This window comes from Pseudoalteromonas nanhaiensis, from assembly GCF_051235485.1.
GTDB classification, from domain to species: Bacteria; Pseudomonadota; Gammaproteobacteria; order Enterobacterales; family Alteromonadaceae; genus Pseudoalteromonas; species Pseudoalteromonas lipolytica_C.
This window is the reverse complement of the sequence record NZ_JBPNYQ010000037.1, coordinates 1-25,195: the sequence shown is the minus strand read 5'-3', so window position 1 is coordinate 25,195 and position 25,195 is coordinate 1. Positions and strand designations below refer to the sequence as shown.

General features: G+C 40.6%; 27 protein-coding genes. 20 read left to right on the top strand and 7 right to left on the bottom strand.

What is annotated here, in order from left to right; translation table 11 throughout:
* Positions 1-678 precede the first annotated feature (678 nt).
* From ACSFVZ_RS19725 to hslR, 3 genes are all read right to left on the bottom strand, one after another.
* The gene (locus tag ACSFVZ_RS19725; RefSeq protein WP_199526733.1) at positions 679-2,217 is read right to left on the bottom strand and encodes a phosphoenolpyruvate carboxykinase; all 1,539 of its coding nucleotides are present in this window, start codon (positions 2,215-2,217) and stop codon (positions 679-681) included.
* 277 nt (positions 2,218-2,494) lie between these two features.
* Positions 2,495-3,340: an Hsp33 family molecular chaperone HslO gene (gene hslO, locus ACSFVZ_RS19720; protein ID WP_138558772.1), complete on the bottom strand. Its 846-nt coding sequence runs from the start codon at positions 3,338-3,340 to the stop codon at positions 2,495-2,497.
* A gap of 12 nt (positions 3,341-3,352) precedes the next feature.
* Positions 3,353-3,775, bottom strand: a complete 423-nt coding sequence (gene hslR, locus ACSFVZ_RS19715; protein WP_421968124.1) for a ribosome-associated heat shock protein Hsp15 — start codon at positions 3,773-3,775, stop codon at positions 3,353-3,355.
* 206 nt (positions 3,776-3,981) lie between these two features.
* On the opposite strand from hslR, the gene gspC reads away from it, so the two are divergent.
* From gspC to ACSFVZ_RS19650, 13 genes are all read left to right on the top strand, one after another.
* Positions 3,982-4,923: a type II secretion system protein GspC gene (gene gspC / locus ACSFVZ_RS19710; protein WP_199526734.1), complete on the top strand. Its 942-nt coding sequence runs from the start codon at positions 3,982-3,984 to the stop codon at positions 4,921-4,923.
* 22 nt (positions 4,924-4,945) lie between these two features.
* Complete coding sequence (gspD, locus tag ACSFVZ_RS19705; protein ID WP_435559462.1) at positions 4,946-7,009, top strand: type II secretion system secretin GspD; 2,064 nt, start codon at positions 4,946-4,948, stop codon at positions 7,007-7,009.
* A complete protein-coding gene (gene gspE / locus ACSFVZ_RS19700; RefSeq protein ID WP_135922842.1) occupies positions 7,002-8,567 on the top strand; it encodes a type II secretion system ATPase GspE in 1,566 nt (521 codons plus the stop codon). The genes gspD and gspE overlap by 8 nt, the downstream gene beginning before the upstream one ends.
* A gap of 2 nt (positions 8,568-8,569) precedes the next feature.
* Positions 8,570-9,805, top strand: a complete 1,236-nt coding sequence (gspF, locus tag ACSFVZ_RS19695) for a type II secretion system inner membrane protein GspF (protein WP_253040145.1) — start codon at positions 8,570-8,572, stop codon at positions 9,803-9,805.
* Positions 9,806-9,880: 75 nt separating this feature from the next.
* Positions 9,881-10,303, top strand: a complete 423-nt coding sequence (gene gspG / locus ACSFVZ_RS19690) for a type II secretion system major pseudopilin GspG (RefSeq protein WP_135922840.1) — start codon at positions 9,881-9,883, stop codon at positions 10,301-10,303.
* A 52-nt stretch (positions 10,304-10,355) separates the two neighbouring features.
* A complete protein-coding gene (locus ACSFVZ_RS19685; protein ID WP_295512039.1) occupies positions 10,356-10,955 on the top strand; it encodes a prepilin-type N-terminal cleavage/methylation domain-containing protein in 600 nt (199 codons plus the stop codon).
* Positions 10,955-11,329: a type II secretion system minor pseudopilin GspI gene (gene gspI / locus ACSFVZ_RS19680; protein WP_435559461.1), complete on the top strand. Its 375-nt coding sequence runs from the start codon at positions 10,955-10,957 to the stop codon at positions 11,327-11,329. The genes ACSFVZ_RS19685 and gspI overlap by 1 nt, the downstream gene beginning before the upstream one ends.
* Positions 11,329-11,967 carry a type II secretion system minor pseudopilin GspJ gene (gene gspJ / locus ACSFVZ_RS19675; protein WP_135922837.1) on the top strand — a complete coding sequence of 213 codons (639 nt, stop codon included), beginning with the start codon at positions 11,329-11,331 and terminating at the stop codon, positions 11,965-11,967. Before gspI ends, gspJ begins: the two co-directional genes overlap by 1 nt.
* Positions 11,964-12,959, top strand: coding sequence for a type II secretion system minor pseudopilin GspK (gspK, locus tag ACSFVZ_RS19670; protein ID WP_435559460.1), 996 nt, complete (start codon positions 11,964-11,966; stop codon positions 12,957-12,959). The genes gspJ and gspK overlap by 4 nt, the downstream gene beginning before the upstream one ends.
* Positions 12,956-14,167: a type II secretion system protein GspL gene (gspL, locus tag ACSFVZ_RS19665; RefSeq protein WP_138558769.1), complete on the top strand. Its 1,212-nt coding sequence runs from the start codon at positions 12,956-12,958 to the stop codon at positions 14,165-14,167. The genes gspK and gspL overlap by 4 nt, the downstream gene beginning before the upstream one ends.
* A complete protein-coding gene (locus tag ACSFVZ_RS19660) occupies positions 14,164-14,637 on the top strand; it encodes a type II secretion system protein M (protein WP_135922835.1) in 474 nt (157 codons plus the stop codon). The genes gspL and ACSFVZ_RS19660 overlap by 4 nt, the downstream gene beginning before the upstream one ends.
* Before the next feature lie 3 nt (positions 14,638-14,640).
* Complete coding sequence (locus ACSFVZ_RS19655; RefSeq protein WP_135922834.1) at positions 14,641-15,399, top strand: type II secretion system protein N; 759 nt, start codon at positions 14,641-14,643, stop codon at positions 15,397-15,399.
* Between the two features lie 19 nt (positions 15,400-15,418).
* Positions 15,419-16,033: a UPF0149 family protein gene (locus ACSFVZ_RS19650; RefSeq protein ID WP_138558767.1), complete on the top strand. Its 615-nt coding sequence runs from the start codon at positions 15,419-15,421 to the stop codon at positions 16,031-16,033.
* Here the strand turns inward: ACSFVZ_RS19650 and ACSFVZ_RS19645 are convergent.
* Both ACSFVZ_RS19645 and ACSFVZ_RS19640 read right to left on the bottom strand, forming a co-directional pair.
* Complete coding sequence (locus ACSFVZ_RS19645; protein WP_135922832.1) at positions 16,030-16,233, bottom strand: hypothetical protein; 204 nt, start codon at positions 16,231-16,233, stop codon at positions 16,030-16,032. The two genes, ACSFVZ_RS19650 and ACSFVZ_RS19645, sit on opposite strands and share 4 nt — an antisense overlap.
* A complete protein-coding gene (locus ACSFVZ_RS19640) occupies positions 16,233-16,592 on the bottom strand; it encodes a hypothetical protein (protein WP_135922831.1) in 360 nt (119 codons plus the stop codon). The genes ACSFVZ_RS19645 and ACSFVZ_RS19640 overlap by 1 nt, the downstream gene beginning before the upstream one ends.
* A gap of 267 nt (positions 16,593-16,859) precedes the next feature.
* Between ACSFVZ_RS19640 and ccoG the strand changes: the two genes are divergently transcribed.
* The 5 genes from ccoG (at position 16,860) to ACSFVZ_RS19615 (ending at position 21,154) form a co-directional block, all read left to right on the top strand.
* Positions 16,860-18,290, top strand: a complete 1,431-nt coding sequence (gene ccoG / locus ACSFVZ_RS19635) for a cytochrome c oxidase accessory protein CcoG (RefSeq protein WP_135922830.1) — start codon at positions 16,860-16,862, stop codon at positions 18,288-18,290.
* A gap of 65 nt (positions 18,291-18,355) precedes the next feature.
* Positions 18,356-19,330 (top strand): serine/threonine protein kinase, encoded by a 975-nt coding sequence (locus ACSFVZ_RS19630; protein WP_135922829.1) that lies wholly within the window; start codon positions 18,356-18,358, stop codon positions 19,328-19,330.
* Between the two features lie 30 nt (positions 19,331-19,360).
* Positions 19,361-19,984 (top strand): thiol:disulfide interchange protein DsbA/DsbL, encoded by a 624-nt coding sequence (locus ACSFVZ_RS19625; protein ID WP_138558764.1) that lies wholly within the window; start codon positions 19,361-19,363, stop codon positions 19,982-19,984.
* A gap of 18 nt (positions 19,985-20,002) precedes the next feature.
* Positions 20,003-20,641, top strand: coding sequence for a thiol:disulfide interchange protein DsbA/DsbL (locus ACSFVZ_RS19620; protein WP_295512046.1), 639 nt, complete (start codon positions 20,003-20,005; stop codon positions 20,639-20,641).
* Positions 20,642-20,698: 57 nt separating this feature from the next.
* Positions 20,699-21,154, top strand: a complete 456-nt coding sequence (locus tag ACSFVZ_RS19615; protein WP_435559459.1) for a 2-thiouracil desulfurase family protein — start codon at positions 20,699-20,701, stop codon at positions 21,152-21,154.
* Between the two features lie 2 nt (positions 21,155-21,156).
* Here the strand turns inward: ACSFVZ_RS19615 and trmA are convergent, their stop codons facing one another.
* Positions 21,157-22,254, bottom strand: a complete 1,098-nt coding sequence (trmA, locus tag ACSFVZ_RS19610) for a tRNA (uridine(54)-C5)-methyltransferase TrmA (RefSeq protein WP_135922825.1) — start codon at positions 22,252-22,254, stop codon at positions 21,157-21,159.
* Between the two features lie 164 nt (positions 22,255-22,418).
* On the opposite strand from trmA, the gene ACSFVZ_RS19605 reads away from it, so the two are divergent.
* Positions 22,419-23,537 carry a DUF5610 domain-containing protein gene (locus tag ACSFVZ_RS19605; RefSeq protein WP_135922824.1) on the top strand — a complete coding sequence of 373 codons (1,119 nt, stop codon included), beginning with the start codon at positions 22,419-22,421 and terminating at the stop codon, positions 23,535-23,537.
* A 66-nt stretch (positions 23,538-23,603) separates the two neighbouring features.
* The gene (murI, locus tag ACSFVZ_RS19600; protein ID WP_295512782.1) at positions 23,604-24,398 is read left to right on the top strand and encodes a glutamate racemase; all 795 of its coding nucleotides are present in this window, start codon (positions 23,604-23,606) and stop codon (positions 24,396-24,398) included.
* On the opposite strand, the gene ACSFVZ_RS19595 is transcribed toward murI, so the two are convergent.
* Positions 24,361-24,840, bottom strand: coding sequence for an RNA recognition motif domain-containing protein (locus ACSFVZ_RS19595; RefSeq protein ID WP_135922822.1), 480 nt, complete (start codon positions 24,838-24,840; stop codon positions 24,361-24,363). The genes murI and ACSFVZ_RS19595 overlap by 38 nt on opposite strands.
* Positions 24,841-25,195 lie beyond the last annotated feature (355 nt).

Below are 25,195 nucleotides of genomic sequence, written 5' to 3'. Positions count from 1 at the left end.
GCCATGTGAAAGTAGGACATCGCCAGGCTCCAAATTAAAGAAAGCCCGATTCGAAAGAGTCGGGCTTTTTTGCGTTTAAGCTATCCACAAAACGTGCCTTATTCATTCTTCAGGTAGGTTGGGTAGAGCGGAGCGAAACCCAACACGAGTTAGCGAGTTGCTAGTTAGCGAGGGTAAAGTTGAACTGTGTGGTTGTTTAGTACAGAGTCACCTTCAGAAACAAAACTCCGTAGAAGGCACTTCAGTGCCGAATAAGTTAAACAAAAATATTCATGGTTAAAGCCATTCCTACGTGATGTGTATCTCAGACGGCAGATAATAGATGTCAGTTGATCTACCGAGTTGTTAGGTAACTGAGTCTCCCTCAGTAACAAAGCCTCGTAGGAGGCACTTCAGTGCCGAATTCAAACTATAACAAACACGTTCATGGCTAAAGCCATTCCTACAAGTACACTTTGCCTAGAGCCTAGAGCCTAGAGCCTAGAGCCTAGAAGTTACAGCCTCCGGCAGATGGAGACGCAGTACCAGACACCTCCACTGCGCGGCTGAAAGCTCTATTGATGTTGGGTTTCGCTTCGCTCTACCCAACCTACGGTAGACTTCAAACGTAACTCATGATCCAAAAACAAAAACGCCAGCATATAGCTGGCGTTTTTAAATCTGAAGGTAAGCTTGATATTAAGCTTTTGGACCTGCTGATTTGATTGCTTCTGAAACATCGTATTTAGCGAAGTTTTCAGTGAAGTCTGAAGCTAGTTTGTTTGCGTATTCTGCGTACTTCTCTTTATCTTCCCATGTGTTGATTGGGTTAAGAAGTTGGCTGTCTACACCAGGTACTGCCACTGGTACATCGAGGTTAAGTACGTCGATGTGTTGAGTTTCTACGTCAGCTAGTTTACCAGATACAATGGCATCAACTACAGCACGTGTCGTTGGGATATCGAAACGTTGACCAGTACCGTAAGGGCCGCCTGTCCAGCCTGTGTTAACTAGGTATACTTTAGCGCCGAATTCACGTACACGCTTCATTAGAAGTTCTGCGTAAACGCCTGCAGGGCGTGGGAAGAACGGAGCACCGAAACATGTTGAGAATGTAGACTCGATGTCGCTAGTTGAACCGATTTCAGTTGAACCAACTTTCGCAGTGTAACCGCTAAGGAAGTGGTACGCTGCAGCTTCTTCAGTTAGTACTGAAACTGGAGGTAACACACCGCTCACGTCACATGTTAAGAATACAACGGCTTTTGGCTCGCCAGCTCGGTTTTCTACTTTACGTTTTTCAACGTGCTCTAGAGGGTAAGCTGCACGGCTGTTCTGTGTAAGGCTGGTATCATGGAAATCTGGTACACGGTTTTCGTCAAGTACCACGTTTTCTAAGATTGTACCGAAGCGAATTGCATTCCAAATAACTGGTTCGTTCTTTTGTGATAGGTCGATACATTTCGCGTAACAACCACCTTCGATATTAAATACGCTACCAGGTGCCCAACCGTGCTCGTCATCACCAATAAGGAAACGAGTAGGATCCGCTGATAATGTTGTTTTACCTGTACCAGATAAACCGAAGAATAAGGCTGTGTCGCCTGCTTCACCTACGTTTGCAGAACAGTGCATTGGTAATACACCTTTTGCAGGAAGTAGGAAATTTTGAACAGAGAACATTGATTTCTTCATTTCGCCTGCGTAGCGCATACCAGCCAGTAACACTTTACGTTGTGCGAAGTTGATGATTACAGTGCCATCACTGTTAGTGCCATCACGCTCTGGGTCACATACAAATGAAGGTACATTCATTACCTGCCACTCAGGGAAGTCAGCAGTATTGTATGTTTGAGGTTCGATAAACATGTTTTTGGCAAAAATATGATGCCATGCAGTTTCTGTTGTAACTACAACTGGTAAATAGTGCTCAGGATCAGCGCCAACTTCTAGGTGAGAGATGAAGTGGTCGTTGCTTTTCACGTGTTCTTCTACACGTGCCCATAACGCGTCAAACTTGTCTGCATCGAATGGGCGGTTTACGTTGCCCCATTGGATTTCGTTTTCAGTGCTTGGCTCTTGAACAATAAAACGATCTTTTGGAGAGCGGCCAGTGCGTTCACCGGTTTTTGCAACAAAAGCACCATTAGCGGCTAGAGTCCCTTCGCCACGACGAATAGCGTGTTCGACAAGTTCAGCTGCAGTAAGATCAACAAAACTAGTAGCGTTTGCAGTCATGTTTATACCTAAATTGTGAGAGATTGAACGGGATAGCTCTGGGGTTCTTAGTTTTCCCTTTTGCTAAAAGAATAGTAACAGAAGGATTAGGGATATTCGAGTGTCTGAAGGGCTTAAAAAGGCATATATTTGGCAAAAAACATGAATAATTTCAATGATACCGGTGTCATAAAATGTCACTTTTTCATGATACCGGTATCATTAGTTTTTAAACTTTTTTTAATAAAAAAGCCGCACTCAGTGCGGCTTTTAATATAATAATATTATAGTTGCAGTTTTAATTGAAAATAGACTTTATTTCTTGTTCATCGAAAATGTAGTCTTTTAAGCAATAGTGGCAGCTAATTTTCACTTCACCATTTGCTTTTACATCTGCAAGTAATTCGTCTTGGCCTACATTAACGAGTGCAGCAATAGTTTTGTCTCTGCTGCAACCACAACGGAAATTGATTGCTTGTGGCTCGAATAACTGCGGGTTGTCTTCATGATATAGACGAGTCAGTACTGTGTTTGCATCTAAGTGTAATAATTCATCATCTTTGATGGTATTACTGATAGCTTCAAGGTGCGTAAAGTCTTCAACTGACTTTTCTTTATTTACAGGCAATACTTGTAAAAATAAGCCAGCAGCTTTTGCTGATTCTGCTGTAACCTCAGTTGCAAACCAAAGGCGTGTTTTTAACTGCTCTGATTGTTCAAAGTAGTTTTCAAGACATTTATCTAAGCTATCGTGCTCTAGTGGCACAATACCTTGGTAACGTTCGCCTTTTGTAGGTGTAATAGTAATAACCATGTAGCCATTACCAATTAGTTCTTTAATAGTGCTGCCTGTTACTTCACCCTGCAGGCGAGCGACACCACGCATATTTTGTTTATCGTCACCATTAATTACAGCGTATTTTACAGGGCCATCACCTTGTAGTTGTACGGCGATTTCACCTTCAAACTTTAATGTGGCTGTTAATAAGCATGTCGCAACGAGCAATTCACCTAACAGTGTTTGCACTGCAACAGGGTAATTATGGTTCGCGATCATTTCTTGATAAGTTTTGTCAATTTGTACGAGTTCACCACGTACATCAAGCTGATCAAATATATAACGATGAAGTAAATCTTGTTGCATGAGTTGCATTACCTAACTTGATTTCAGTTTTAACAGTTCACGTCTTTGCTTTTTATCTGGTTTACGCTCAGGATGTGGAGCAAAGAAGCTGTTGTTCTTACGGGCGATAGCATTTGCTTCGCGTTTCTCAATACTTGCTTGAGTTTCTTGGTATAAGGTTTGTGCAATGGGGGCGCCTTGACGTTTTTCAAGGATCTTTTCTATTATCACAACCTTTTCGTCGACTCCTTGCAGCAGTTTTACGACTGCACCCACTTCGACGATTTTGCTGGGTTTTGTTCGTTGTCCATTATAATGTACTTTGCCACCTTGCACCATGTCTCGTGCGACTGAACGAGTTTTGTAAAAGCGGGCAGCCCATAACCACTTATCAAGGCGCACGCTTAACTCATCTTTAGTATCTTTCGACTGCTGAGTGTTACCTTTTGACACAATTGTGCTCTTTTAAAGCTGCTAATATATAGACAAAATCTACCATGAAACTTAATAACAAAGAAATAGTCATAGCTATTCCTTACCTGCTTTGTTCTGCAAAATAACCTCGTTTACAAAGTTTAATATAGGTGTGCTTGTTGAATGAAAAATGAAAAGGTACTATAGGCCAGCTATCAAGCTGTAAATTAAAAAAAGAAATAGAGTATATGGAACAACACTTACAACAAGTTAGACAGTTTTTAAACGGCTTACCACACGCCAAGCTAAGTGCATTTGTAGTGCTGTTAGTTGTTGTTTATATTGCATTTTTATCTTCAAAGTTGTTTTGGCTAGTTTGGCCTGAGCCTGATACCAAAGCATTGCCAATCAATAGCGGTTATACCACTTCAAAACGAGTTGAAACCGTAAACTCGAGACAAATCATTGAGCAAAATTTATTCGGTAAAGCAGTAGCCGAAAGTAAAAATGATACAAAAAAACAGAATAAAGTTATTAACAATGCCCCTGAAACTCGCCTCAGTATAAATCTGACTGGCATTGTTGCGGTAAGTCAAAATGATCAAGCTGGTCTTGCAATAATTGAATCACAGGGTAAACAAGAAACTTATGTGGTTGATGATGCTGTTCAAGGCACACGCGCAAAGCTAGCTCAGGTATTACCTGACCGTGTCATTTTAGATGTTAATGGCCGTTTCGAGACTCTAATGCTAGATGGACTCGACTTCACTAAAACAGTATCTATGCCAGTATTGGCAGAGCGTGAAGAGCCAGCTTTAATGGATGGTCCTCAGCTTGATGAAATTGAACAAATTAACGCGACAGAAGATGAAGAGGTAAAAGACGCTCTTATCGAGACCCGCGAAGAAGTATTAGACGATCCAGGGAAATTATTTGACTACATTCGTGTTTCTCAAGCGATGGTAGACGGTGAATTGGTGGGCTACCGCTTAAGCCCAGGAAAAGACCCTGCGCTATTTAAGCAAATGGGATTAATGAATAATGATTTAGCTATTGCAATAAATGGCTATCAATTAAACGATTTAAAACAGGCAATGTCAGCAATTAACGAATTACGAAATAGTACTGACGCCAGCATCACTATCGAACGCGATGGTGAGCAAATTGATGTGCAATTTAGCCTGCAATAACTAGCTTTGGAGTTTTTATAGAATGGTTCACGCGCTACACCTCAGAAAAATTAAGAAAGGGTTAGCAAAATATGCAGCGCTTTTTTTATTAACAGGATTATCGCTTTCAGTTTCTGCTGTTGAATATGCAGCAAACTTTAAGGGAACAGATATTAATGAATTCATTAATATCGTGGGTAAAAACCTAAATAAAACGGTGATTATTGACCCTAGTGTGCGCGGTAAAGTGAATGTGCGCAGCTACGAATTAATGGATGAAAAACTCTATTATCAGTTCTTCTTAAATGTACTCGAAGTATACGGTTATTCAGTTGTAGAAATGGATAACGGTATTATCAAGATTGAGAAAAGCTCAGACGCAAAAAAATCAAACGTCCCTTTGATCACTGAAGATAATCAAGCCAGTGGCGATATGATGGTGACGCGTGTTGTTAGAGTGAAGAATGTTAGTGTACAGGAATTAGGCCCACTCATTCGTCAGTTTAATGACCAAAAAGATGGTGGCCATGTTGCTAACTTTAATGCTGCAAACGTGATGATGTTGACAGGCCATGCTGCATCGGTGAACCGCTTAGTGGAAATTATACGCTCAGTTGACCAAGCGGGTGATAAACGCGTTGATATCGTAAAACTTAAATTTGCTACCGCAGACGATGTAGTGTCTGTTGTTGATAATATTTACAAAGATGGTGGCAAAGGCAGCATTCCAGAGTTTTTGATCCCTAAAGTTGTTGCTGATGGACGTACTAACAGTGTGATTGTCAGTGGTGAAGCACAAGCACGAACTCGTGCTGTTGATCTTATCAGTCGCTTAGATGGAGAGCTTGAAAACCAAGGTAATACCAAGGTTATCTATTTAAACTACGCAAAAGCTGAAGATCTTGTAAAAGTATTACAGGGTGTGAGTAAAACGCTAGCAGAAGATGCGCAAGGTGGTGCAACTAAGACTCGTACGCGCAACCAAAACGAAACAAGTATTGAAGCGCACCCAGATTCTAACTCGCTGGTTATTACTGCCCAGCCAGATACCATGCGCTCACTTGAACAAGTAATAGACCGTCTTGATGTACGCCGAGCGCAGGTACTTGTCGAGGCTATTATCGTTGAAGTGTTAGAAGCTGATGGTATCAATTTAGGCTTGCAGTGGATTTCAGAGCAAGGCGGGATGATGCAGTTCAACAATGGCACAACAGTGCCTGTTGGTTCGTTAGCTGTTGCAGCTGAGCAAGCACGTGATAAAACGGTACAAAAAACGATTACAGGCAGTGAGACTGGTAATACAACGCCATATGAAGAAACTGTAGAAGGTGATTTAGGTCCTTTAGGGCAATTGCTTGGTGGTATTAACGGACTCGCAATGGGTATCGTGAAAAATGACTGGGGTGCAATTATTCAAGCAGTATCTACAGATACTAACTCAAACATTCTTGCCACACCGTCTGTTACGACCATGGATAACGAAGAAGCGTCGATGATTGTTGGTCAAGAAGTACCTATTATCACAGGTTCACAAACAGGCTCAAATAACGCAAATCCATTCCAAACAGTTGAACGTCAAGAAGTGGGTGTAAAACTTAAAGTAACACCGCAAATTAATGACGGCTCTGCAGTACAGCTAACAATTGAACAAGAAGTATCAAGTGTTAGTGGCGCTACAGCAGTTGATATTTCAGTTAATAAGCGTGCTATTAAAACCACCGTTATGGCTGACGATGGTGGCATGGTTGTGCTAGGTGGCTTGATTGATGAAGATGTGCAGGAAAGTGTATCTAAAGTGCCATTGTTAGGTGATATCCCTGTAGTTGGTCATTTATTCCGTTCAACAAGTACAAATAAACGCAAGCGTAACTTGATTGTATTTATTCGTCCTACCATTGTGCGCGATGGCATTAGCATGAATAAACTGAGCCACTCGAAATATAACTTTATCCGTGGCGAACAACATAAACAAAAAGAAGATGGTATTGATTTAATGCCGTTGACGGATGCACCAATCCTTCCTGAATGGAATGACGCTTTGGTATTACCGCCAACTTACGAAGAGTACCTAAAACAACAAAACGCGAATGAGCGCAACGATGACTAATGCAATTACCGAGATTAATGACGAGTTAGTCCATGACACGACAACTACTCATGATGAGCTTTTAACAAGTGATGATCTTGTTAGCTTGCCAACGAAGCGGTTGCCGTTCTCGTATGCACGTCGCACAGGCGTATTGCTAAGCAAAAATCAAGATAACTGGACTGTGTTTTATCGCGGTGAGTTAAACCTAGATGCACTGCTTGAAGTACGTCGTATTGCCGGTCATGGTTTTTCGTTAGAGCAATTACCAGATGATAAATTTGAGCTATTGCTAGAGGCTTCGTACCAGCGTGATAGTTCTGAAACGCAACAGATGATGGAAGATATTGGTAACGAGGTTGATTTATTCTCGTTGGCCGATGAATTACCGCAAACTGAAGATCTTTTGGCTGGTGATGACGATGCACCAATCATCAAGCTGATCAACGCGATGCTGAGCGAAGCAATTAAAGAAGGTGCCTCGGATATTCATATCGAAACATTCGAGCAAGAACTTGTTATTCGCTTTAGGGTTGATGGCGTTTTAAAAGAAGTATTAAAACCTAATCGTAAACTCGCTTCATTGTTAGTGTCGCGAATTAAGGTTATGGCAAAACTCGATATCGCAGAGAAACGTATCCCGCAGGATGGTCGAATTAGTTTACGTATTGCTGGTCGTGCTGTTGATGTGCGTGTATCAACGATGCCATCAAGCTTTGGTGAGCGTGTCGTGCTGCGTCTACTTGATAAAAATAATGCGCGCTTGAATCTTGAAGATTTAGGGATGACTGAGCGTAATCGAGAGCTATTTGCTGATTTAATTAGTAAGCCGCACGGTATTATCTTAGTAACCGGTCCTACAGGTTCTGGTAAAAGTACCACCTTGTATGCGGGTATGAGTCAAATTAACTCACGCGATCGCAACATTCTTACGGTTGAAGATCCAATCGAGTACGAGATCCCAGGTATTGGTCAAACTCAGGTAAATACTAAAGTAGATATGACCTTTGCACGCGGTTTGCGTGCCATCCTTCGTCAAGACCCTGACGTAGTAATGGTTGGTGAGATCCGTGACCTTGAAACAGCACAAATAGGTGTTCAAGCGTCATTAACTGGTCACTTAGTAATGTCGACTCTGCACACTAATACGGCAGCCGGTGCAATCACACGTATGGAAGACATGGGTGTTGAGCCTTTCTTACTTTCATCGTCGTTATTAGGTGTATTGTCGCAACGCCTAGTGCGTACTTTATGTAATACTTGTAAAGAAGGTCACATTGCCGATGAACGTGAGTGTCAGCTACTGGGTGTAAACCCTGCAGAGCCACCAACAATTTACCGAGCTGTGGGTTGTGAAGAGTGTAACTTTAACGGTTATCGCGGTCGTACAGGTATTCATGAATTATTAGTTGTTGATGAAACAATTCGTGAAATGATCCACAGTGGTAAAGGTGAGCAAAGCGTTGAGAAATACATCCGCAAGCATAGCCCAAGTATTCGTCAGGATGGCTGTAGCCGTGTATTAGCTGGCCGTACAACCTTAGAAGAAGTCTTACGTGTAACACGTGAGGAAGGTTAACTATGGCAGCGTTTGAGTACCGAGCCTTAGATGGTAAAGGTAAAGAGAAAAAAGGCATTCTTGAGGCCGATACGGTAAAACAAATTCGCCAAACTTTGCGTGATCAAGGCCTAATGCCTTTAGAGGTTGTTGCTGCGGCAGAAGGCGAAAAACAAGTGAAAGGGGCTAAAAAGTCTCTCTTTAGTGGTTTTTTTAAGCCTAAGATCTCCACCTCAGATTTAGCTTTAATTACCCGTCAGCTTGCCACCTTGATTCAATCGGCTTTACCTGTGGAAGGGGCTGTAATGGCGGTCGCAGAGCAATGTGAGAAGCCACGCTTAAAGCGCATGTTGATGGCCGTACGCTCAAAAGTAGTTGAAGGCTATACGCTTGCCGATGGCATGAGTGAGTTTCCGCATGTGTTTGATGATTTATATCGCGCAATGGTGGCAGCGGGTGAAAAGTCAGGTCACTTAGATCAAGTTCTTAATCGTTTAGCTGATTACACGGAACAACGACAGCATATGCGTAGTCAAATAACACAAGCGATGGTGTATCCGACTATCCTTGTTGTATTTGCAATTGCTATCGTATCTGTGTTGCTCGGTACTGTAGTGCCTAAGATTTTAAAGACATTTGAAAAGTCTAAGCAAGTTTTACCTTGGACTACAGAATGGGTTATGGCGGCCAGTAACTTTGTACAAAATTACTGGTTTATTAGCTTGGTGGTCATAACTGCCCTAGCGGTAGGCATAAAGCAGGCGCTGAAACGACCGCATATTCGCTATTGGTTTGATGAAAAAGTGTTGTATTTACCGGGTATTGGTAAAGTAGCCAGAGGTGTTAATACTGCCCGCTTTGCACGAACATTAAGTATTTTATCATCTAGTTCGGTGCCCTTACTTGAAGGAATGCGTATTTCAGGTGGAGTATTAGTGAACGAAAAAATGAAAAAATCGGTGCAAGATGCAGCAACGCGTGTCAGTGAGGGTGCCAGCCTTCGTGCTGCACTTCAGCAAACGAAGCTGTTTCCACCGATGATGCTACATATGATTGCCAGTGGTGAAAAATCAGGTGAATTGGAACAAATGCTAGAACGCGCGGCAAACAACCAAGATCGCGAGTTTGAAAGCATGGTTAATGTATCGTTAAAGCTCTTAGAGCCAGCGATGATAGCTTCAATGGCTGTTATTGTTTTGTTTATTGTAATGGCGATACTGCAACCAATTATGGCAATGAATAAAGCTGTAGGTCTTTAAATCAGGGAACGGTAGAGTAGCAGTTATTACTGTCGCTCTATAATAATTTATTGAAGTAAGTTAGAGGTATTTTTTGTGAACAAACAGTCAGGTTTCTCATTATTAGAAGTCATGGTGGTACTGGTTATCATCGGTATGATTATGTCAATTGTGGCGCCAAATATTATGGGGCAGCAAGAAGAAGCAGCAATCGACAAAGCACATCTAGATATTCAACAAATCGAAGATGCGTTAAGTCTCTATAAGCTTAAGAACAAAACGTATCCTACGACAGAGCAGGGACTTGAAGCACTTGTTACTAAAACGAGTATTGAGCCTATTCCTAAGCGTTTTCCTGATGGTGGGTTTCTTGAAAAGCTACCAGAGGATCCATGGGGTAATCCATACCAGCTAATCAGCCCAGGAGAAATCGGTAAAGTTGATATTTTCTCGATGGGTCCGGATGGTGAAGCCGGCACTGATGATGATATCGGTAACTGGGATGAAGAAAAGCAATAATGTATATGCTTAGCCATTTGCTCAATGTTATTACTGAACAAGGCTTACTGTTATGGTAAGCCTTGGTCGTTTGCATTTGGCTTCTCGGGCAGGCAGTGCCAAAGGGTTTAGCCTCATCGAAATTTTAATGGTACTTGTGGTAATTGGCTTTGTTACCAAAATGGTCGCTTATAGTTTCGATGGGGGGGCAGAGGAAGAACTCGAAAAACAAGCGCTCAAAATACATACCGCGATTAATATGGCATCTGAGTTCGCCATCTTGAATCAAGTTGAGCTCGGTTTTCATATTGATAAAGAAACACTTGAATTTTTGGTTTTTGATGGTGAAAAATGGATAATCTTTGACCGTGAAAAACTATTTGCACCAATTAAAGTCGATGAACGGTTTAAGTTAACACTAAATCTTGATGATTTAGCATGGGCTGAACAAAACTTACTTGAGCAGTCTAACTGGCGCGAGTTAATGAGTGGCGGTGATGAAGATAGTTTACTTGAGTTGCAAAAGCTGAAAATACCGCAAGTGCTTATACTCTCTTCTGGCGAGGTGAGTGCGTTTCAATTGGTTTATGAGCTTAAAGATGAGCGTGAGCCGCAATACTTTATTGAAGGCGAATTCATGGCCCCTGTTAAGCTTCGTAGGGAACCAGAATAATGATTAAATCAACAGGTTTCACGTTATTAGAAGTAATGGTTGCACTCGCTATTTGCGCAATGGCGGGCATTGCCGCTATGCAGGCGACTGGTGAGCACATTAATCATCTTTCGTCGATAGAAGAACAAACATATGCATCATGGGTTGCTGAAAATGTCATGGTTGAGCAACGTGCCAAAGGTGAAAAGTGGGCAGGGAAGAACGGCACAAAAGGGACGCAGACACTTGCAGGTTTTGACTGGTATTGGCGACAAGATGTCGTGCCAACTGCTGACAAAAGCTTTGTTAAAGTGACTATTAATGTATTTTCAGATGAAAAGTTAGAATACCCAGTTTATGAGCTTTCTACTTATTTAAATAAAGGTGATAAGTAGTGAAGCAACGCGGTTTTACTTTGCTTGAAGTGATTATTGCCATGGGCATTTTAGCTTTCGTGGTGCTCTCAACACATCAAATTTTAGACTCGACGACCAAAGCCAAAGATGCCTCAGATGAAACCATTGCTGAACTTAACGGTTTACAAACATTGTTTCGGCTGATGGACCAAGATTTTAGTCAGATGACTAAGCGCCAAGTGCGCAATGAAGCCGGTGATTTTCAAGATACGTACATTTTAGCAGGACGCTATGTATTAGACAGCCAATACGATGGCATTGGCTTTGTACGAGATGGCTGGGTTAACCCAATAAACTTACTGCCACGCTCTGAATTACAAGCTGTTGGTTATCGCGTTATTGATGATAACTTAGAACGTGTTTACCGCGTTTATGTTGATCAATTAGATAATATTGAACCACGCTCTCAAGTGATTCTAGAAGATATTGAAGAACTTAAGTTTGAGTTTTTAGATGATAAAGATGAGTGGCAAGAGCAATGGCAAATAAAAGCACTTCCTAAAGCGGTTGCCGTCACCATTAAAAAAATTGAGCAAGAGCCAATTCGTCGCGTATTTTTAGTGCCAGGTGAAGGTAAAGTTACGACCTCAACACAAGGAGCGAATAGTCAGCCATGATTAGTTTTAAACGCTCTCAAGGTGCTGCACTCGTGATTGTGTTATTTATTGTAGCGCTTGCTGCTATGTTAGCTGTCGAAATGAGTGCTAATTTAATGGTGCAGGTACAGCGCAGCAGCAATATTCAAAATCATCAGCAAGCAAAGTGGTATGCGTTTGCCGCTGAAGAATTAGCAATTAAAGCGCTAAAACAAGCTAAAGAAGATGATCCAGATAAAACACATTTAGGGCAAGTGTGGGCACAACTAGGAGGGGTTCCTTATCCAGTTGATCATGGCATGTTAACTGGGACAATCACAGATTTACAGGCGTGCCTAAATTTGAATGCATTGCATGCTGAACCTGACCTAGAAAAAGATCCTAATAACAAAACAAATCCAGCACATAAAGCGCTTTTAGCACTATTAGAGAATATAGAGGATTTACCCTCTGATGAGTCAGAAGAAGCCATGGCTGATAGCGTTTATGATTGGCTAGATGCTGATAGCATTACCTATCGCTCAGGTGCCGAAGAAGACGAATACTTATCGCGAGATTATCCTTATATGACAGCTAACAGTTATTTCGCTTCTCCATCTGAACTGCGTTTAATAAAAGGTTTTAACCCACTAGTGATGGAAAAAATACTACCATTCGTGTGTGTGATCCCAGGTAGTGAACTCATGGCTATTAATGTAAATACGCTACCGACAGAAAGTGCGATTATTTTAAGCTCACTCATTGAGGGGCTTAGTCTTTCTGGCGCAGAAACCGTTTTATCATCACGCCCTGAAAAAGGCTTTGATGATTTAGAAGCATTTTTTGAAGAGGTAAATCAACAGGGCGCACAGAATGTGAAAGCAGTTGAAGGCCTGTTCACCATCAACAGTGAATACTTTAAACTACAAACGCAGGCTGAATTTGCAGAGCTGCGTTTTTCGATGACCACCTTACTCCATGCCAATAATGGTAAAGTAACGATACTGGCGCGAAAATTTGGAGGCGTACAGTGACAGAAATATTGTTGATCCGTACGGGTCATACATTAACAGACAGCCTTAACTGGCTTATTTACTCACCAACAGAAGAAGAAATAATTGCTAGTGGCGATATTGCCAACGCGGCACATCTTGGTGAACTAACAGAAAAAGCACAATCACGTGAGGTCGTTGTTCTATTGCCAAGCGACCAAGTGCAATTAAAAACAGTAGCACTGCCAACTAAGTGGAGTCGTAAGCTAGAGCAAGCACTTCCTTACATGCTAGAAGAAGAAATAGCTTGCGATGTCGACGATTTATTTATCGCAATCGCTGAGCCAACAACTATCGAAGAAAAGCATGCAATTAATATTGCGATGACTGACCGAGAGTGGTTTGAGCAATGGTTAGCTCAATTTAGTGAGCACGCTATTGAAGTATTTAAAGTACTTCCTGACGCATTATTGTTGCCACGCGTTGAGGATCATACTCAGCTTCGCGCTGTAGAGTTAAATGGTCAGTGGTTATGTAAGCTTGGTGATTGGCATATAGCAGCTGTAGAAAAGAGTTGGTTGCACGGTTATTTAACCGCTATAGGTAATCCTAGTGTTGCTCATTTTAGCCCGGCAACTGACTTTCCAGACACGGTCACACTGACAGCCAAAACAGAGCAGTATGATTTGCCTTTAGCCTTGTTTGCAAAGCAATTACCTGAAGTAAGTTTTAACTTACGTCAAGGTATTTACCAGCTAAAGAAAAAATCTGCTATTTGGTGGGGCTATTGGAAAAAAGCGGCGATTGCTGCTGGCATCGCTTTAGTGTGTAGTGTAGGTGTTAAGTCTCTCGAACTTTATAAACTTAACAGCCAACTAGAAGCAACCAAAGCAGAAGTCGTCTCAAATTATCAACGTGCTTTTCCCAATAAAAAGGTACGTCCGCAATTAATTCGAAGCCAAATTCGTAACGAGCTGGCACTTATTGAGGGCGGAAACAGTGCAGGTTTCTTAGACTTAACTAATGATCTGGTTGCAATCTTTGCAGAAGTGAAAGATTTTACCCCAGAGACACTCCGTTATGATCATGGCCGCAATGAATTACGTATTCGTGCGCGAGGCAAAGATTTCCAATCATTTGGCAAGGTGAAAGCTATCTTAGAACAACGTGGTTTAACGGTTGATCAAGGTTCCTTGAATAATGATGGCGATTATGTCGTTGGTGAAATTAAGTTGCGAGGTGCTGCATGAAAGACCAATTAATTAATTATTGGCGTTCATTAAAAGAACAAGAGCAGCAACTTGTCATGGTTGCTGGCGTTGTGTTTGTGATTTTTGTGCTGGTAATGGGTGTGTTCAGGCCTCTCAATACAGCAATAGAAAAAGCTGAACAAGACAATATTAAGCAGCAAGAACTACTTGCTTGGGTAGATGACAGTATCGTCAAGCTTAAAGCCAGTGGTAGCGCGCGAGTCACCAATAACCGTAATTTAAGTCAAATTGTCAACAGTACTCGTAACCGTTATCAGATCACGATTAGCAAAATGCAACCAAATGATAATTCATTACGCTTAACAATTGATTCTGTTGAATTTAATAAACTTGTTGAGTGGCTTGATGAGCTGGTCAATTCGCAAGGGGTTCTCATCGAAAATTTAGATTTAAGTAAAGATGACAAGCCGGGCTTTGTGCGTGTAAGTCGTTTGGTACTAGAGAAGTAAGCGATGAAAAAAATTATTTTATTAATCACTGTGTTTGTGATGTGTTTTTTGGTGTTTACGCTTATTAAAACACCCGCCAGTGTTGCACTCGATTTAGCGGCACCTCATTTACCAAAACAATTGCAGTTGGGTAAAGCCAGTGGCTCACTGTGGGACGGCCGTGTAATGCAAGTGCGTTTTGATGGTGAACAATTAAATAATGTTCGTTGGCAATTATCGGGCTGGTCACTATTTACAGGTAAGTTAGTAGGTACTGTTCGCTTTGGAGACCCACGTGATAAGGCTGATATTTCTGGTCGCGCAGACTTTTCATATGGGCTATTTAATCAGTCAGTCACCGTTAAAAATACCACCTTACGTTTAACTGTTGAGCGTGCAATGGAGCGCCTAAAGCTGCCATTACCTATTAATGCTCAAGGACGTGTGATTGTTGACCTAGATGAATACAGTTCTGGTCAGCCTTACTGTGACAGCTTAGCAGGTGAAATTGCCAGTCCTAATATTGATGTGCAAGGGATGAATGGCTGGTTCAGTATTGGCCCGTTAAGTGGTCGCTTAAGTTGTAAATCAGGTGATATTGCAGTACTGGTTGATCCTGATAATCGTTTAGGGCTTGAAGCTGATGCAACATTAAAAGCGAATTTAGATTTTAAAGTTGCAGGTTATATTAAACCAGAGGCAAGCTTACCAAAAGAAGTGCATGATGCTGCAAAGTTTCTTGGTCGTGCAGATAATGAAGGTCGATATCCGCTTAACTTTTAAACTGGACTAATAGAACAATATGCAATTACCTGAGTTTTCAAAGCAGCAAAGTGATTTACTGAGCCAATTTTTGGCACAGCAACAAAATGCTCTTTCATTAGCACAAACCCAAGGCTATTTGTTTGCAGTAATTTGCGCACCAGAGCCGCTTGATGTTCATCAGTGGTTAGAAGAAATTGCGCCAGGCTGTGATGGGCAAATGGATGAGCAAGTATTGTTTGCTTTTATGGCCTTGTATCAAAAAATTAGTGAACAAGTATTTGAAACCGGCTTTTCATTACCTGTGAGCTTGCAATTTAGCTCACAAGGACAGGACTATTTAGATATTCAAGAATGCCAGCATTGGAGCCAAGGCTTCATACACGGAGCACAAGGCTACCTGAATAAGCTATTGGGAGCGCCGCACTTAGCCGATGAGCTCAAAGAAGCATTAACAACCGCCTTACAGAGCTTAGGTTTTTTTACCATTGAAAGTACTGAAATCGCCGCTATTGCAACCGAAAATGGTTTATCTGAAGGACAGCTTTGCCAGCAGCAATATGAAGTAATGAATGAGTTTGCCACTGGTTTTGCTGAACTAATAGAGGTGGCTGCGGTAAATAGCCAGCTTTATAATGATGAGGGCTGGAATTAACCCAGCTCTAATAGAATATCTGTGCAACCTTTTGCACAGCGCACAACGCCTTTACCTGGTTGATCTGTTTTTAAATCTAAGGTGAGGGCACCTTTACATGTTTCACAGTACAAGGTTTGTCCTTTGCTCAGCTTTTTTAGCATATTGCGTTGCTTTGCAAATGAGTCACTCGTTCTTTTATTAAGCGCTGAAAAATCCACTACTTGTTTAACCTTTCTTCCAATGCATTTGCGACAATACTACATACGCGGTTTAGGCGCTCGCCGTAAAAGTATAAATTAATATCTTTTTCTCGGCAGTAATGCAAATGGAATACTTGCAGCTTTTCATCGGTTGTAAATGTGTCTTCAACATACTCTAGCTCAGAGTTTGATAAATTAAGTTGGGTCTTAATATTACTTTTAGCTAGATTAGCCGCTGGGCTTCGATTTACTTTACTAGCATCAGAAAGCAAGCTTATGCCATCGCCTAATAAGCGCTCTCTAGGCTCTTTGATCAAAGGGTGGTCAATCGTGAACAATGCTAAAACAATAAGCACTAAAATAAGAAATTTTTTCATAACACAATCATCTTTGATCTAAGTAAAGGAGGTTTAGTGACAAGTTTAATAAAATGGTTGTTTTAAAAGCAAGCAGATAAGATTAAATAGTTAAAAATAATAGGTGAGATCAAAACCTGAAATTTTTTATAGATTGAGTATAATAGCAACGATAGGTTAGAAGTTTCAGAAATCTTTGAATGTAATGAGATGTATTCTGATTTGCTTAGTTGATTTTGCAAGCCTATAAATGAAAAACATATTTCCTAGTGGCGTTGAGGAATTTTGATGGATAAACAAATTAAAGTTAAAAATATCCCAACGGAAGTAAAAATCCAAAAACCGGAAAATGCTTCCCTTGATGATAGGTTTAATCCACGTAACCGAATTTATGTAAGAGCTGTAAAAGGTTTACATCAATTACTAAGGCAGCGAATTGGCTTTGTAGGCATGCTTGCGTTTATGCTTCTTCCTTGGATTAATTTTCACGGCCAACAAGCTGTATTGTTTGATTTAGTAGGTCAGAAATTTAATATTTTTGGGTTGACGCTTTGGCCGCAAGATTTGACTATCCTTGCTTTCATTTTAATGCTGGCAGCGTTTGCATTATTCTTAGTGACTACTTTTTATGGACGTGTCTGGTGTGGCTATACCTGTCCACAAACCGTTTGGACTTTTATTTTTATTTGGTTTGAAGAAAAGTTTGAAGGTAGTGCCAATCAACGTAAAAAGCTTGATCAGCGTCCTATGGACTTTGATAAATTTTGGCGTAAAACTGCGAAGCACACCAGCTGGTGGTTATTTTCACTTTATACCGCCTTTACCTTTGTCGGTTACTTCACACCTATTCGCCAGCTACTACCAGATCTGTTTACGCTTGATGCAACAGCGTATTCGTATATTTGTTTAGCGGTATTTGCGGTATGTACTTATGGTAACGCGGGTTGGATGCGTGAAATTATGTGTTTACATATTTGTCCTTATTCACGCTTTCAATCAGCGATGTTCGATAAAGATACCTTCACGGTAAGTTATGATGAAGCGCGCGGTGAAAGCCGTGGCCCACGTTCACGTAAACAAGATCCAAAAGAGCTTGGCTTAGGTGATTGTATTGACTGTAACTTGTGTGTGCAGGTGTGCCCAACCGGTATCGACATTCGTAATGGTTTACAATATGAGTGCATTAACTGTGGTGCGTGTATAGATGCATGTGATGGAGTAATGGATAAAATGAATTATCCACGCGGGCTTATTTCGTACACCACAGAGCGCAATTTAGAAACGCCTGATAATAAAACTCATGCGTTGCGTCCTAAATTAATTGGTTATCTCGTTATTTTAGTAATCTTAACCGGTGCTTTGATCACTAATATTGCGATGCGAAAACCAATGGATTTTGACATTATTCGCGACCGTAATCAGTTATACCGAGTTGACTTTAACGGCTTGGTCGAAAACACCTACACACTAAAAGTGATCAATAAAGCTCAGTACGACCAGACGTTTAATATTAGTGTTGAAGGGTTAGATAACTTTGAATACATAGGTAAGCAAAGTTTTACCGTTTCATCTGGCGAATCGTATAACGTACCTTTGTCACTGGTTGTTGATCCCTATGATTTGAAGAAACCGATGACTAAGTTCGAATTTATACTTTCTGTTGATGGTCAGCCTGATGTGCAGATTTCACAGTCGAGTAACTTCTTTAAAGGACAATAATTCAGTACACTGAGCAGATGAATAAAAAGCGGGGTTTTCCCGCTTTTTTTATATGATGAGACATTATGAGTAAATTTAGTTTTGTTGACCTGACGCCTGATTCAATTTTAGATGCAGTCGAGAGTATAGGTATTTATGCTGAATCAGGTTTATTGGCTTTAAATAGCTACGAAAATCGTGTTTATCAATTTAAAGCAGAAGATGGTCATCGTTATGTCGTTAAGTTCTACCGACCTGAGCGTTGGAGTAAAGAGCAAATTTTAGAAGAGCATGCATTTGCCTTTGAGTTGGCCGATGCAGAGGTGCCTGTTGTTGCACCAGTGCTAAAAGATGGGCAAAGCTTATTTGAACATAATGGTTATTTATTTGCTTTGTTTCCAAGTGTTGGTGGTCGAATTTTTGAAGTTGATAATTTAGATCAACTCGATGTGCTTGGCCGTTTAATCGGACGAATGCACCAAGTAGCAAAAGCCGCTCCTTTTAAACATCGTCCGGTGATCAGTTGCGAAGAATACCTACAGACAGCTAAAGTTCAGTTACAAGCAAGTAACTTGGTGCCCATGTCACTTGAAAACCCTTTTTATACTATTTTAGATTTAGTTATCAAAGAAACCACTGAGCAGTATAAAAATGTTGAAACTATCCGCCTGCACGGTGACTGTCATGCTGGAAATATATTGTGGTCGGGTGATGCATTGATGTTTGTTGATTTAGATGACAGTCGTCAAGGTCCTGCAATTCAAGACTTATGGATGATGCTCAGTGGCGATCGTAACAATCAACTGTTACAGTTAGACACCTTAGTGGCTGCTTATGAAGAATTTTGTGACTTTGATCACAGCCAATTAAAGTTAATTGAGCCACTCAGAGCGATGCGCATGGTTCATTATATGGGCTGGCTTGCAAAAAGATGGGATGATCCGGCATTTCCTCGGAACTTTTCTTGGTTTGCTGAAGACAAATACTGGGAACAGCAAATATTAGCCCTAAAAGAACAACTTGCAGCGTTACAAGAAGCGCCGTTAAAATTATTACCATAAATTTTAAATTTAATTAGAGACGAGAAAACAATGTTCAAAAAATTAAAGTTAAGTCTACTTATTTTATGTTTACCATTCGCAGCATTAGCAGCGAATTTTGAAGCGGGAAATCAATACGAAGTATTAAACGTTGAAAAAAGTAAAGCGCCGCAAGTTACAGAGTTTTTCTCATTCTATTGTCCACATTGTTTTCAATTTGAGCCAGTTGCAAAAGCGCTTGCGTCTAAATTGCCAGAAGGCACAGAGTTTGTAAAAAGCCATGTTAACTTTTTAGGTGGTGTTTCAAAGCAAACACAAAGTAACCTAAGTTATGCTTACCTAATTGCTAAACAGCATGGTAAAGGCGAACAAGTTGCTGACCAAATTTTTAATAGCATCCACAAGCAACGTGTACTGCTTCAAGACCTAAAAGATGTTAAAGCATTACTCGCCACTAACGGTATTACAAGTGACGTGTTTGATACTGATATTGCGAGTATGCCAGTGATCAGCGCAGAGAAGGCAATGCGTGACAAGCAACAGCAGTACTCAGAGATGGGCGCATTAACAGGCGTACCTACTTTTATCGTTAATGATAAATATAAAATTAATTTAAATACCATCAAGAGCCAACAGATGCTTGATGAGTTAGTCGCATTTTTATTAAAACAATAATGTTGGAGTGATGAAGTAATGATCAAGTTAGTAAAGGCTGCATTTATGGCTATGACGCTAGGTTTAGCGGCTAATGCAACGGCAGCGCAATACGAAGAAGGGAAGCATTATGAAACAATTGATGCACGCGCTTCTAAAAAGCCAGAAGTAAAAGAGTTCTTTTCATTTTATTGCCCCGCGTGTAATAACTTTGAACCGGTTGTAAAAGAACTAAAGCCGTTATTAGACAAAAAAATCACTTTTAAGAAAAGTTCAGTGAATTTTGTTGGTCCTCGTGACCCAGAAATTCAAACTATTTTAGCGCAATCTATGGCTGCTGCTGCCGTCCTTCCACAAAAAGAGGCGATTATAGCTGCTATCTTTAACCATATTCATACCAAGCGTGCACGCATTAATGAATTAGCTGATATGAAAGACATCTTCGTTTCACAAGGTGTAACAGCAGAAGACTTTGATAAGTACTACAACAGTTTTTCTGTACGCACGATGGCGTCTAAAATGGCACGTGATCAAGAGTACTATCAACAAAAAGGTGCTTTAAAAGGCGTTCCAACCTTTATTGTTAACGGTAAATACCGTTTAATCTTAGGTGCAGACTCAGGTATTAGCGATGCTAAAAGCATGGCTGGTTTAATTAATTACCTAGCAGATAAGTAAGCTTAGCTTAATTAAAATAAAAGCTCCGTTCGCGGAGCTTTTTTGTTGGTACAGCACATGCAAAAATTATTAGTTTCAAGTTGTTTATTAGGAAACCCTGTTCGTTATGATGGGCAATCGCAAAATTTACTTCATCCAGGCTTAGAAACACTCAAACAGCAGGGAAGGCTCATCGCATTCTGTCCTGAAGTAGCTGGTGGGCTGCCCACGGCAAGACCGCCTGCAGAAATAAAAGCAGGAAGAGTACTTACCAAAGATTCGCAGGATGTAACTGTACAATTTGCTTACGGCGCAGAACAAGCACTTAAGCTTTGTCAAAAGCAGGGCATTCGTTATGCGTTATTAAAAGAATCAAGTCCTTCATGCGGTCGCAATACTATTTACGATGGTAGTCATTCTGGAAAGAAAATTTCAGGCATGGGATTAACTGCAAAGCTGTTAACCGAGAATAATATAGCAGTCTACAGCGAGCAGCAGTTGCCAGCGCTATTTACTGCGCTGGCAGAGAAATGATTTTATTTGCGTTGCAAAAACACACCTGATTCGATGTGGTGGGTATAAGGGAATTGATCGAAGATCGCAAAACGTTTTACTTCATGGGTTTTACATAGGTGATCAAGGTCACGCTCAAGGGTGTCTGGATTACACGAGATATAAATAATATTGTCGTAGTTAGCAACTAAGTCACACGTTAGCGTGTCCATGCCTGCGCGTGGTGGATCTACTAAGATTGTTTGGCAGTTATAGCTTGTCAGGTCAATGCCATCTAAACGAGAGAAAGTACGCTCGCCTTTCATCGCTTGAGTAAACTCTTCACTCGACATACGAATGATATCTAAGTTCTCAACTTTATTCTGCGCGATATTGTATTGCGCTGAGTAAACCGATGATTTTGAAATCTCTGTGGCTAATACACGGTCGAATGAACCCGCAAGGGCAATTGAGAAATTACCATTCCCGCAGTATAGCTCCAGTAAGTCATTGCTAAGTGGCTGGCATAGTGCTTGTGCCCACTCTAGCATCTTGATATTCACTTTCGCATTCGGTTGCGTAAAGCTATTTTCGACTTGTTGATAAATTAATTCTTTACCGTTTACATTAAGACGCTCAATGACGTAATCGTTACCAATCACTTCTTTTTGCTTACGCGCACGGCCAATAAAATCAATTTTAAACTGTGCGCTTAATTTTGTTTTCAGCTCTTTAATTGCTTGTAACCACTGCTCATCTAATTGTTTGTGATATAACAAGCTAACGAGGATTTCACCACTTAGGCTAGAAAGGTAATCAATTTGAAATAACTTACGGCGCAGAATTTCGCTGCCCTTTAAGTTTTCGATCATGGCTTGCATCACTTCACCGACTAAAGGTGCTGCAGGGTCAAACTCATCAACACGAATTTTCTCTTTGGTTTGCTGATCAAACATGATGTGAAATAAGTCTTCACCCTCATGCCATACACGAAACTCTGCACGTTGGCGGTAATGAATAGGATCAGAGCCAAACACCTCTAATTTTTCGACTCCAAAACGTCGAAACTGGTTAGTGATGCGCTGCTCTTTCTCACTCAATTGTGCATCGTATTGAGTTGTATCAATTTTTATAACCGCCATGGCTGATTACCTTTTATCTCTTAGCTTTATAACGGCGCTATTGTAGGGAGCGCTGAGGATTTGTCTAGTTTTGTTATTTATTTTAGTGTCGTTTTTTTATACAAAAAACTTAAGTTATGTGGTTTTTGGCCGATAATGAGATAACCATAACATGGAGTCGGATCATGAAAATTGGCAATCTAGGCTATATACCTAATACAAATGTGAATAAATACAATGGCAAACAGGCACTGCAGCAGCCTGCCATTCAAAATCGTCAAGACAGTTATCAGCAACGCGGGCGAGAGCTGGCAGCAAAAGTTCTTGATGATAAACTAGCTGCAGCTCTTGGCTTACCTAAAGCTGAAGAGAAAAAAGATAAACCGCTATTTGATTTTGAAGAGATCGTTAAAAACGTACTCGACTTTGTTGGCGGCGCACTTCGCAAAGCAAAAGCCGATGGTGCTGATGATGAAAAACTCAAAGGCATGCTAGGTGATGCACGCAAAGGTGTGCAAATGGGTATCGACGATGCGTATGATGAGCTCAAAGAGTCAGGCATTCTTAATGATGATATAAAAGAAGGCATCGAAAAATCTAAAGAAGGCATCTATAAAGGTATAGATGAGCTAGAAGATGATTTATTCAACCCTAAACCGAACGCAGTTTCAGTAAGCCAAGCTCAATACCTTAGTTTAAGTAATAACGCAGAATACACTTTTACAACGGCTGAAGGTGATGAAGTAAGTATTAGCTTTGCAGATGCCTATGAAAGTAAATCGGCAAGTAGCTACAGTAAAAATGGCGATAACGAAGCGTTTGTTAGTGAATCTTCGCAATCACGAGACTTGTCATTTTCGATGACAGTCAATGGCGATTTAAATGAGCAAGAGCAGCAAGCTATCAATGAATTGATGGAAGACTTGCAAAGTGTCAGTGAAACATTCTTCTCTGGTTCATTAGAAGAAGCCTTTGAACAAGCGAAAGAGTTGAACTTAGGTAATGAACAACTCGTTGGCTTTACGATGGATCTGAAACAAACCAAAACAGTGGCTGCGATAAAAGGCTATGAAGAATATAAACCAGCTCCTGAAAAAGAAGTCGCCGAGAAAATAGCGCCGTTTAATGACGACCTAAAACAGGCATTTAATAAAGCTGGCGACATAGGTTTGCAAAATGAACTAGCTGGTATCTTACAATGGTTGAATCAAGACAAAGAGGAAGTCAGTAAGTTAGTTGATTATACCAAAGCAATGTTCGAGCAAATGAACAAGTTGCGTTCAGCTTCTGAGCAAGACTCATAACCGCAACTTTCTTTTTCTAAAACTGCATGGCAAACTGCTGGCCTTTGATGATCCGAGGTAAGCAGTTTGTCAGTCCATATTATGGTGTTTGATTCAGGTATAGGCGGAACCACTGTACTTGAACAGATCCAAGCATTGATCCCAAATGCTGATTATAGCTATTTCATGGATAATGCATTATTACCTTATGGTTCTCAAAGCCAACAAACCATTATTGACCGCTTACTTGCTTTACTTTGCTTTATAGAAAGTAGAGCGCTGCAGGTAGATATACTAGTAATAGCCTGTAACACCGCTTCAACATCAGCCTTAGAGGCAATTCGACCTTATACTAATATAGAAGTTGTTGGTGTAGTGCCAGCGATCAAGCCTGCGTGCGCTATAAGTAAAAGTAAACATATCGGGTTATTGGCAACCCCATCAACAACCAAGAGTCGCTATACTGCAAACTTAATTAGTACTCATAGCCAAGGCACTCGAGTCAGCTTATATGGTTCAACGACGCTTGTGGAAATTGCAGAAGCACTATTTCATACGCAGATACTTAATGAAGCAAAGCTTGCAAAAGTATTGAGTGATTTAGCGATAGCAGAAGAGATAGATGTGTTGGTACTTGGCTGTACGCACTTTCCATTACTTGCCAGCGCGATTAGTAATTACTACAAACAACGGATTATACTTATTGATTCAGGCAAAGCGATTGCTAAGCGGGTTGAGAGTTTAATCTCTTTACGTGGCCTTACCTTTACAACAGGTAAAAAAAAGCCGCTGCACTATTATGCAACGGCTCCTATTTGTCATTCGCAATTAAGTATAGAACTCATTACGCTGACTGATCAGATCCCTCGCGGAAACCATTAGCCTCGTTCTCTTGTTTTTGTTTTGCTTCACGTACTTTTAAAGTACGTTGCTGGAACTCACTATCATTTAATTGATTAATTGCATTATCTGCATCCACTTCAGCCATTTCAACAAAACCAAAGCCACGGCGTTTACCTGTGTTTTTATCTTTTAATAAACGTACGTTGAACACTTTGCCTTGTTCTTCAAATAAAGCACGAACAACACCTTCATTTGCACGATAAGGTAGGTTGCCAACATAAAGTGTTTTTGTTTTTACTTCGGCCTCCTCACTTGACGTTGATGAAAGAGCTGCAATAACTAAAGCACCAATTAATAAGCCTGCACCAAATAGCAATGCTGGGTCTAACGCTAAGCTCGCGAATGCAAACTTAACAACAACAAACCCTAATACAGCAAGAATAACGGAGAAAAGAAAAGATTTTTGATCGGGTAATTTCATTTTGATCTACCAATAAACAAGAAATAAACATTAATTTAACATTGTGAACTTGCTATCTTAACGAGTTAAATGAACATAGCAATGAAATTTGCATTAAATTATGAATATTGGCTTAAAAAACAGCCATAATCGCAACCTGTTTTGCTATTTTCGGTAAATTTAGTTCGCTTTTTGAGCGAACAGTAAAAAGATCAAAAAAAAGTGTTGATCTGTTTTTAGATCTCCCTATAATGCGACCCCACTGACACGGCGGACAGCAACGAAAGACGCTGAACAACGTAGCAGAGAGTTAAGTGAAACTTCGGTTTCAAATTATCGAAAGAAAGTTTGAAATTAAGTGTTGACTCGAAAAATT

Bases quoted from the DNA above. Each gene is read 5' to 3' on its own strand.
- ACSFVZ_RS19660 (WP_135922835.1), top strand. From the start codon at position 14,164: ATGAAAGACCAATTAATTAATTATTGGCGTTCATTAAAAGAACAAGAG.
- gspI (WP_435559461.1), top strand. From the start codon at position 10,955: ATGATTAAATCAACAGGTTTCACGTTATTAGAAGTAATGGTTGCACTC.
- gspE (WP_135922842.1), top strand. From the start codon at position 7,002: ATGACTAATGCAATTACCGAGATTAATGACGAGTTAGTCCATGACACG.
- ACSFVZ_RS19640 (WP_135922831.1), bottom strand. From the start codon at position 16,592: ATGAAAAAATTTCTTATTTTAGTGCTTATTGTTTTAGCATTGTTCACG.
- gspC (WP_199526734.1), top strand. From the start codon at position 3,982: ATGGAACAACACTTACAACAAGTTAGACAGTTTTTAAACGGCTTACCA.
- gspD (WP_435559462.1), top strand. From the start codon at position 4,946: ATGGTTCACGCGCTACACCTCAGAAAAATTAAGAAAGGGTTAGCAAAA.
- trmA (WP_135922825.1), bottom strand. From the start codon at position 22,254: ATGGCGGTTATAAAAATTGATACAACTCAATACGATGCACAATTGAGT.
- ACSFVZ_RS19655 (WP_135922834.1), top strand. From the start codon at position 14,641: ATGAAAAAAATTATTTTATTAATCACTGTGTTTGTGATGTGTTTTTTG.
- ACSFVZ_RS19630 (WP_135922829.1), top strand. From the start codon at position 18,356: ATGAGTAAATTTAGTTTTGTTGACCTGACGCCTGATTCAATTTTAGAT.
- ccoG (WP_135922830.1), top strand. From the start codon at position 16,860: ATGGATAAACAAATTAAAGTTAAAAATATCCCAACGGAAGTAAAAATC.
- ACSFVZ_RS19685 (WP_295512039.1), top strand. From the start codon at position 10,356: ATGGTAAGCCTTGGTCGTTTGCATTTGGCTTCTCGGGCAGGCAGTGCC.
- ACSFVZ_RS19605 (WP_135922824.1), top strand. From the start codon at position 22,419: ATGAAAATTGGCAATCTAGGCTATATACCTAATACAAATGTGAATAAA.
- ACSFVZ_RS19615 (WP_435559459.1), top strand. From the start codon at position 20,699: ATGCAAAAATTATTAGTTTCAAGTTGTTTATTAGGAAACCCTGTTCGT.
- ACSFVZ_RS19650 (WP_138558767.1), top strand. From the start codon at position 15,419: ATGCAATTACCTGAGTTTTCAAAGCAGCAAAGTGATTTACTGAGCCAA.
- gspK (WP_435559460.1), top strand. From the start codon at position 11,964: ATGATTAGTTTTAAACGCTCTCAAGGTGCTGCACTCGTGATTGTGTTA.
- ACSFVZ_RS19620 (WP_295512046.1), top strand. From the start codon at position 20,003: ATGATCAAGTTAGTAAAGGCTGCATTTATGGCTATGACGCTAGGTTTA.
- ACSFVZ_RS19625 (WP_138558764.1), top strand. From the start codon at position 19,361: ATGTTCAAAAAATTAAAGTTAAGTCTACTTATTTTATGTTTACCATTC.
- hslO (WP_138558772.1), bottom strand. From the start codon at position 3,340: ATGCAACAAGATTTACTTCATCGTTATATATTTGATCAGCTTGATGTA.
- ACSFVZ_RS19725 (WP_199526733.1), bottom strand. From the start codon at position 2,217: ATGACTGCAAACGCTACTAGTTTTGTTGATCTTACTGCAGCTGAACTT.
- ACSFVZ_RS19595 (WP_135922822.1), bottom strand. From the start codon at position 24,840: ATGAAATTACCCGATCAAAAATCTTTTCTTTTCTCCGTTATTCTTGCT.
- gspF (WP_253040145.1), top strand. From the start codon at position 8,570: ATGGCAGCGTTTGAGTACCGAGCCTTAGATGGTAAAGGTAAAGAGAAA.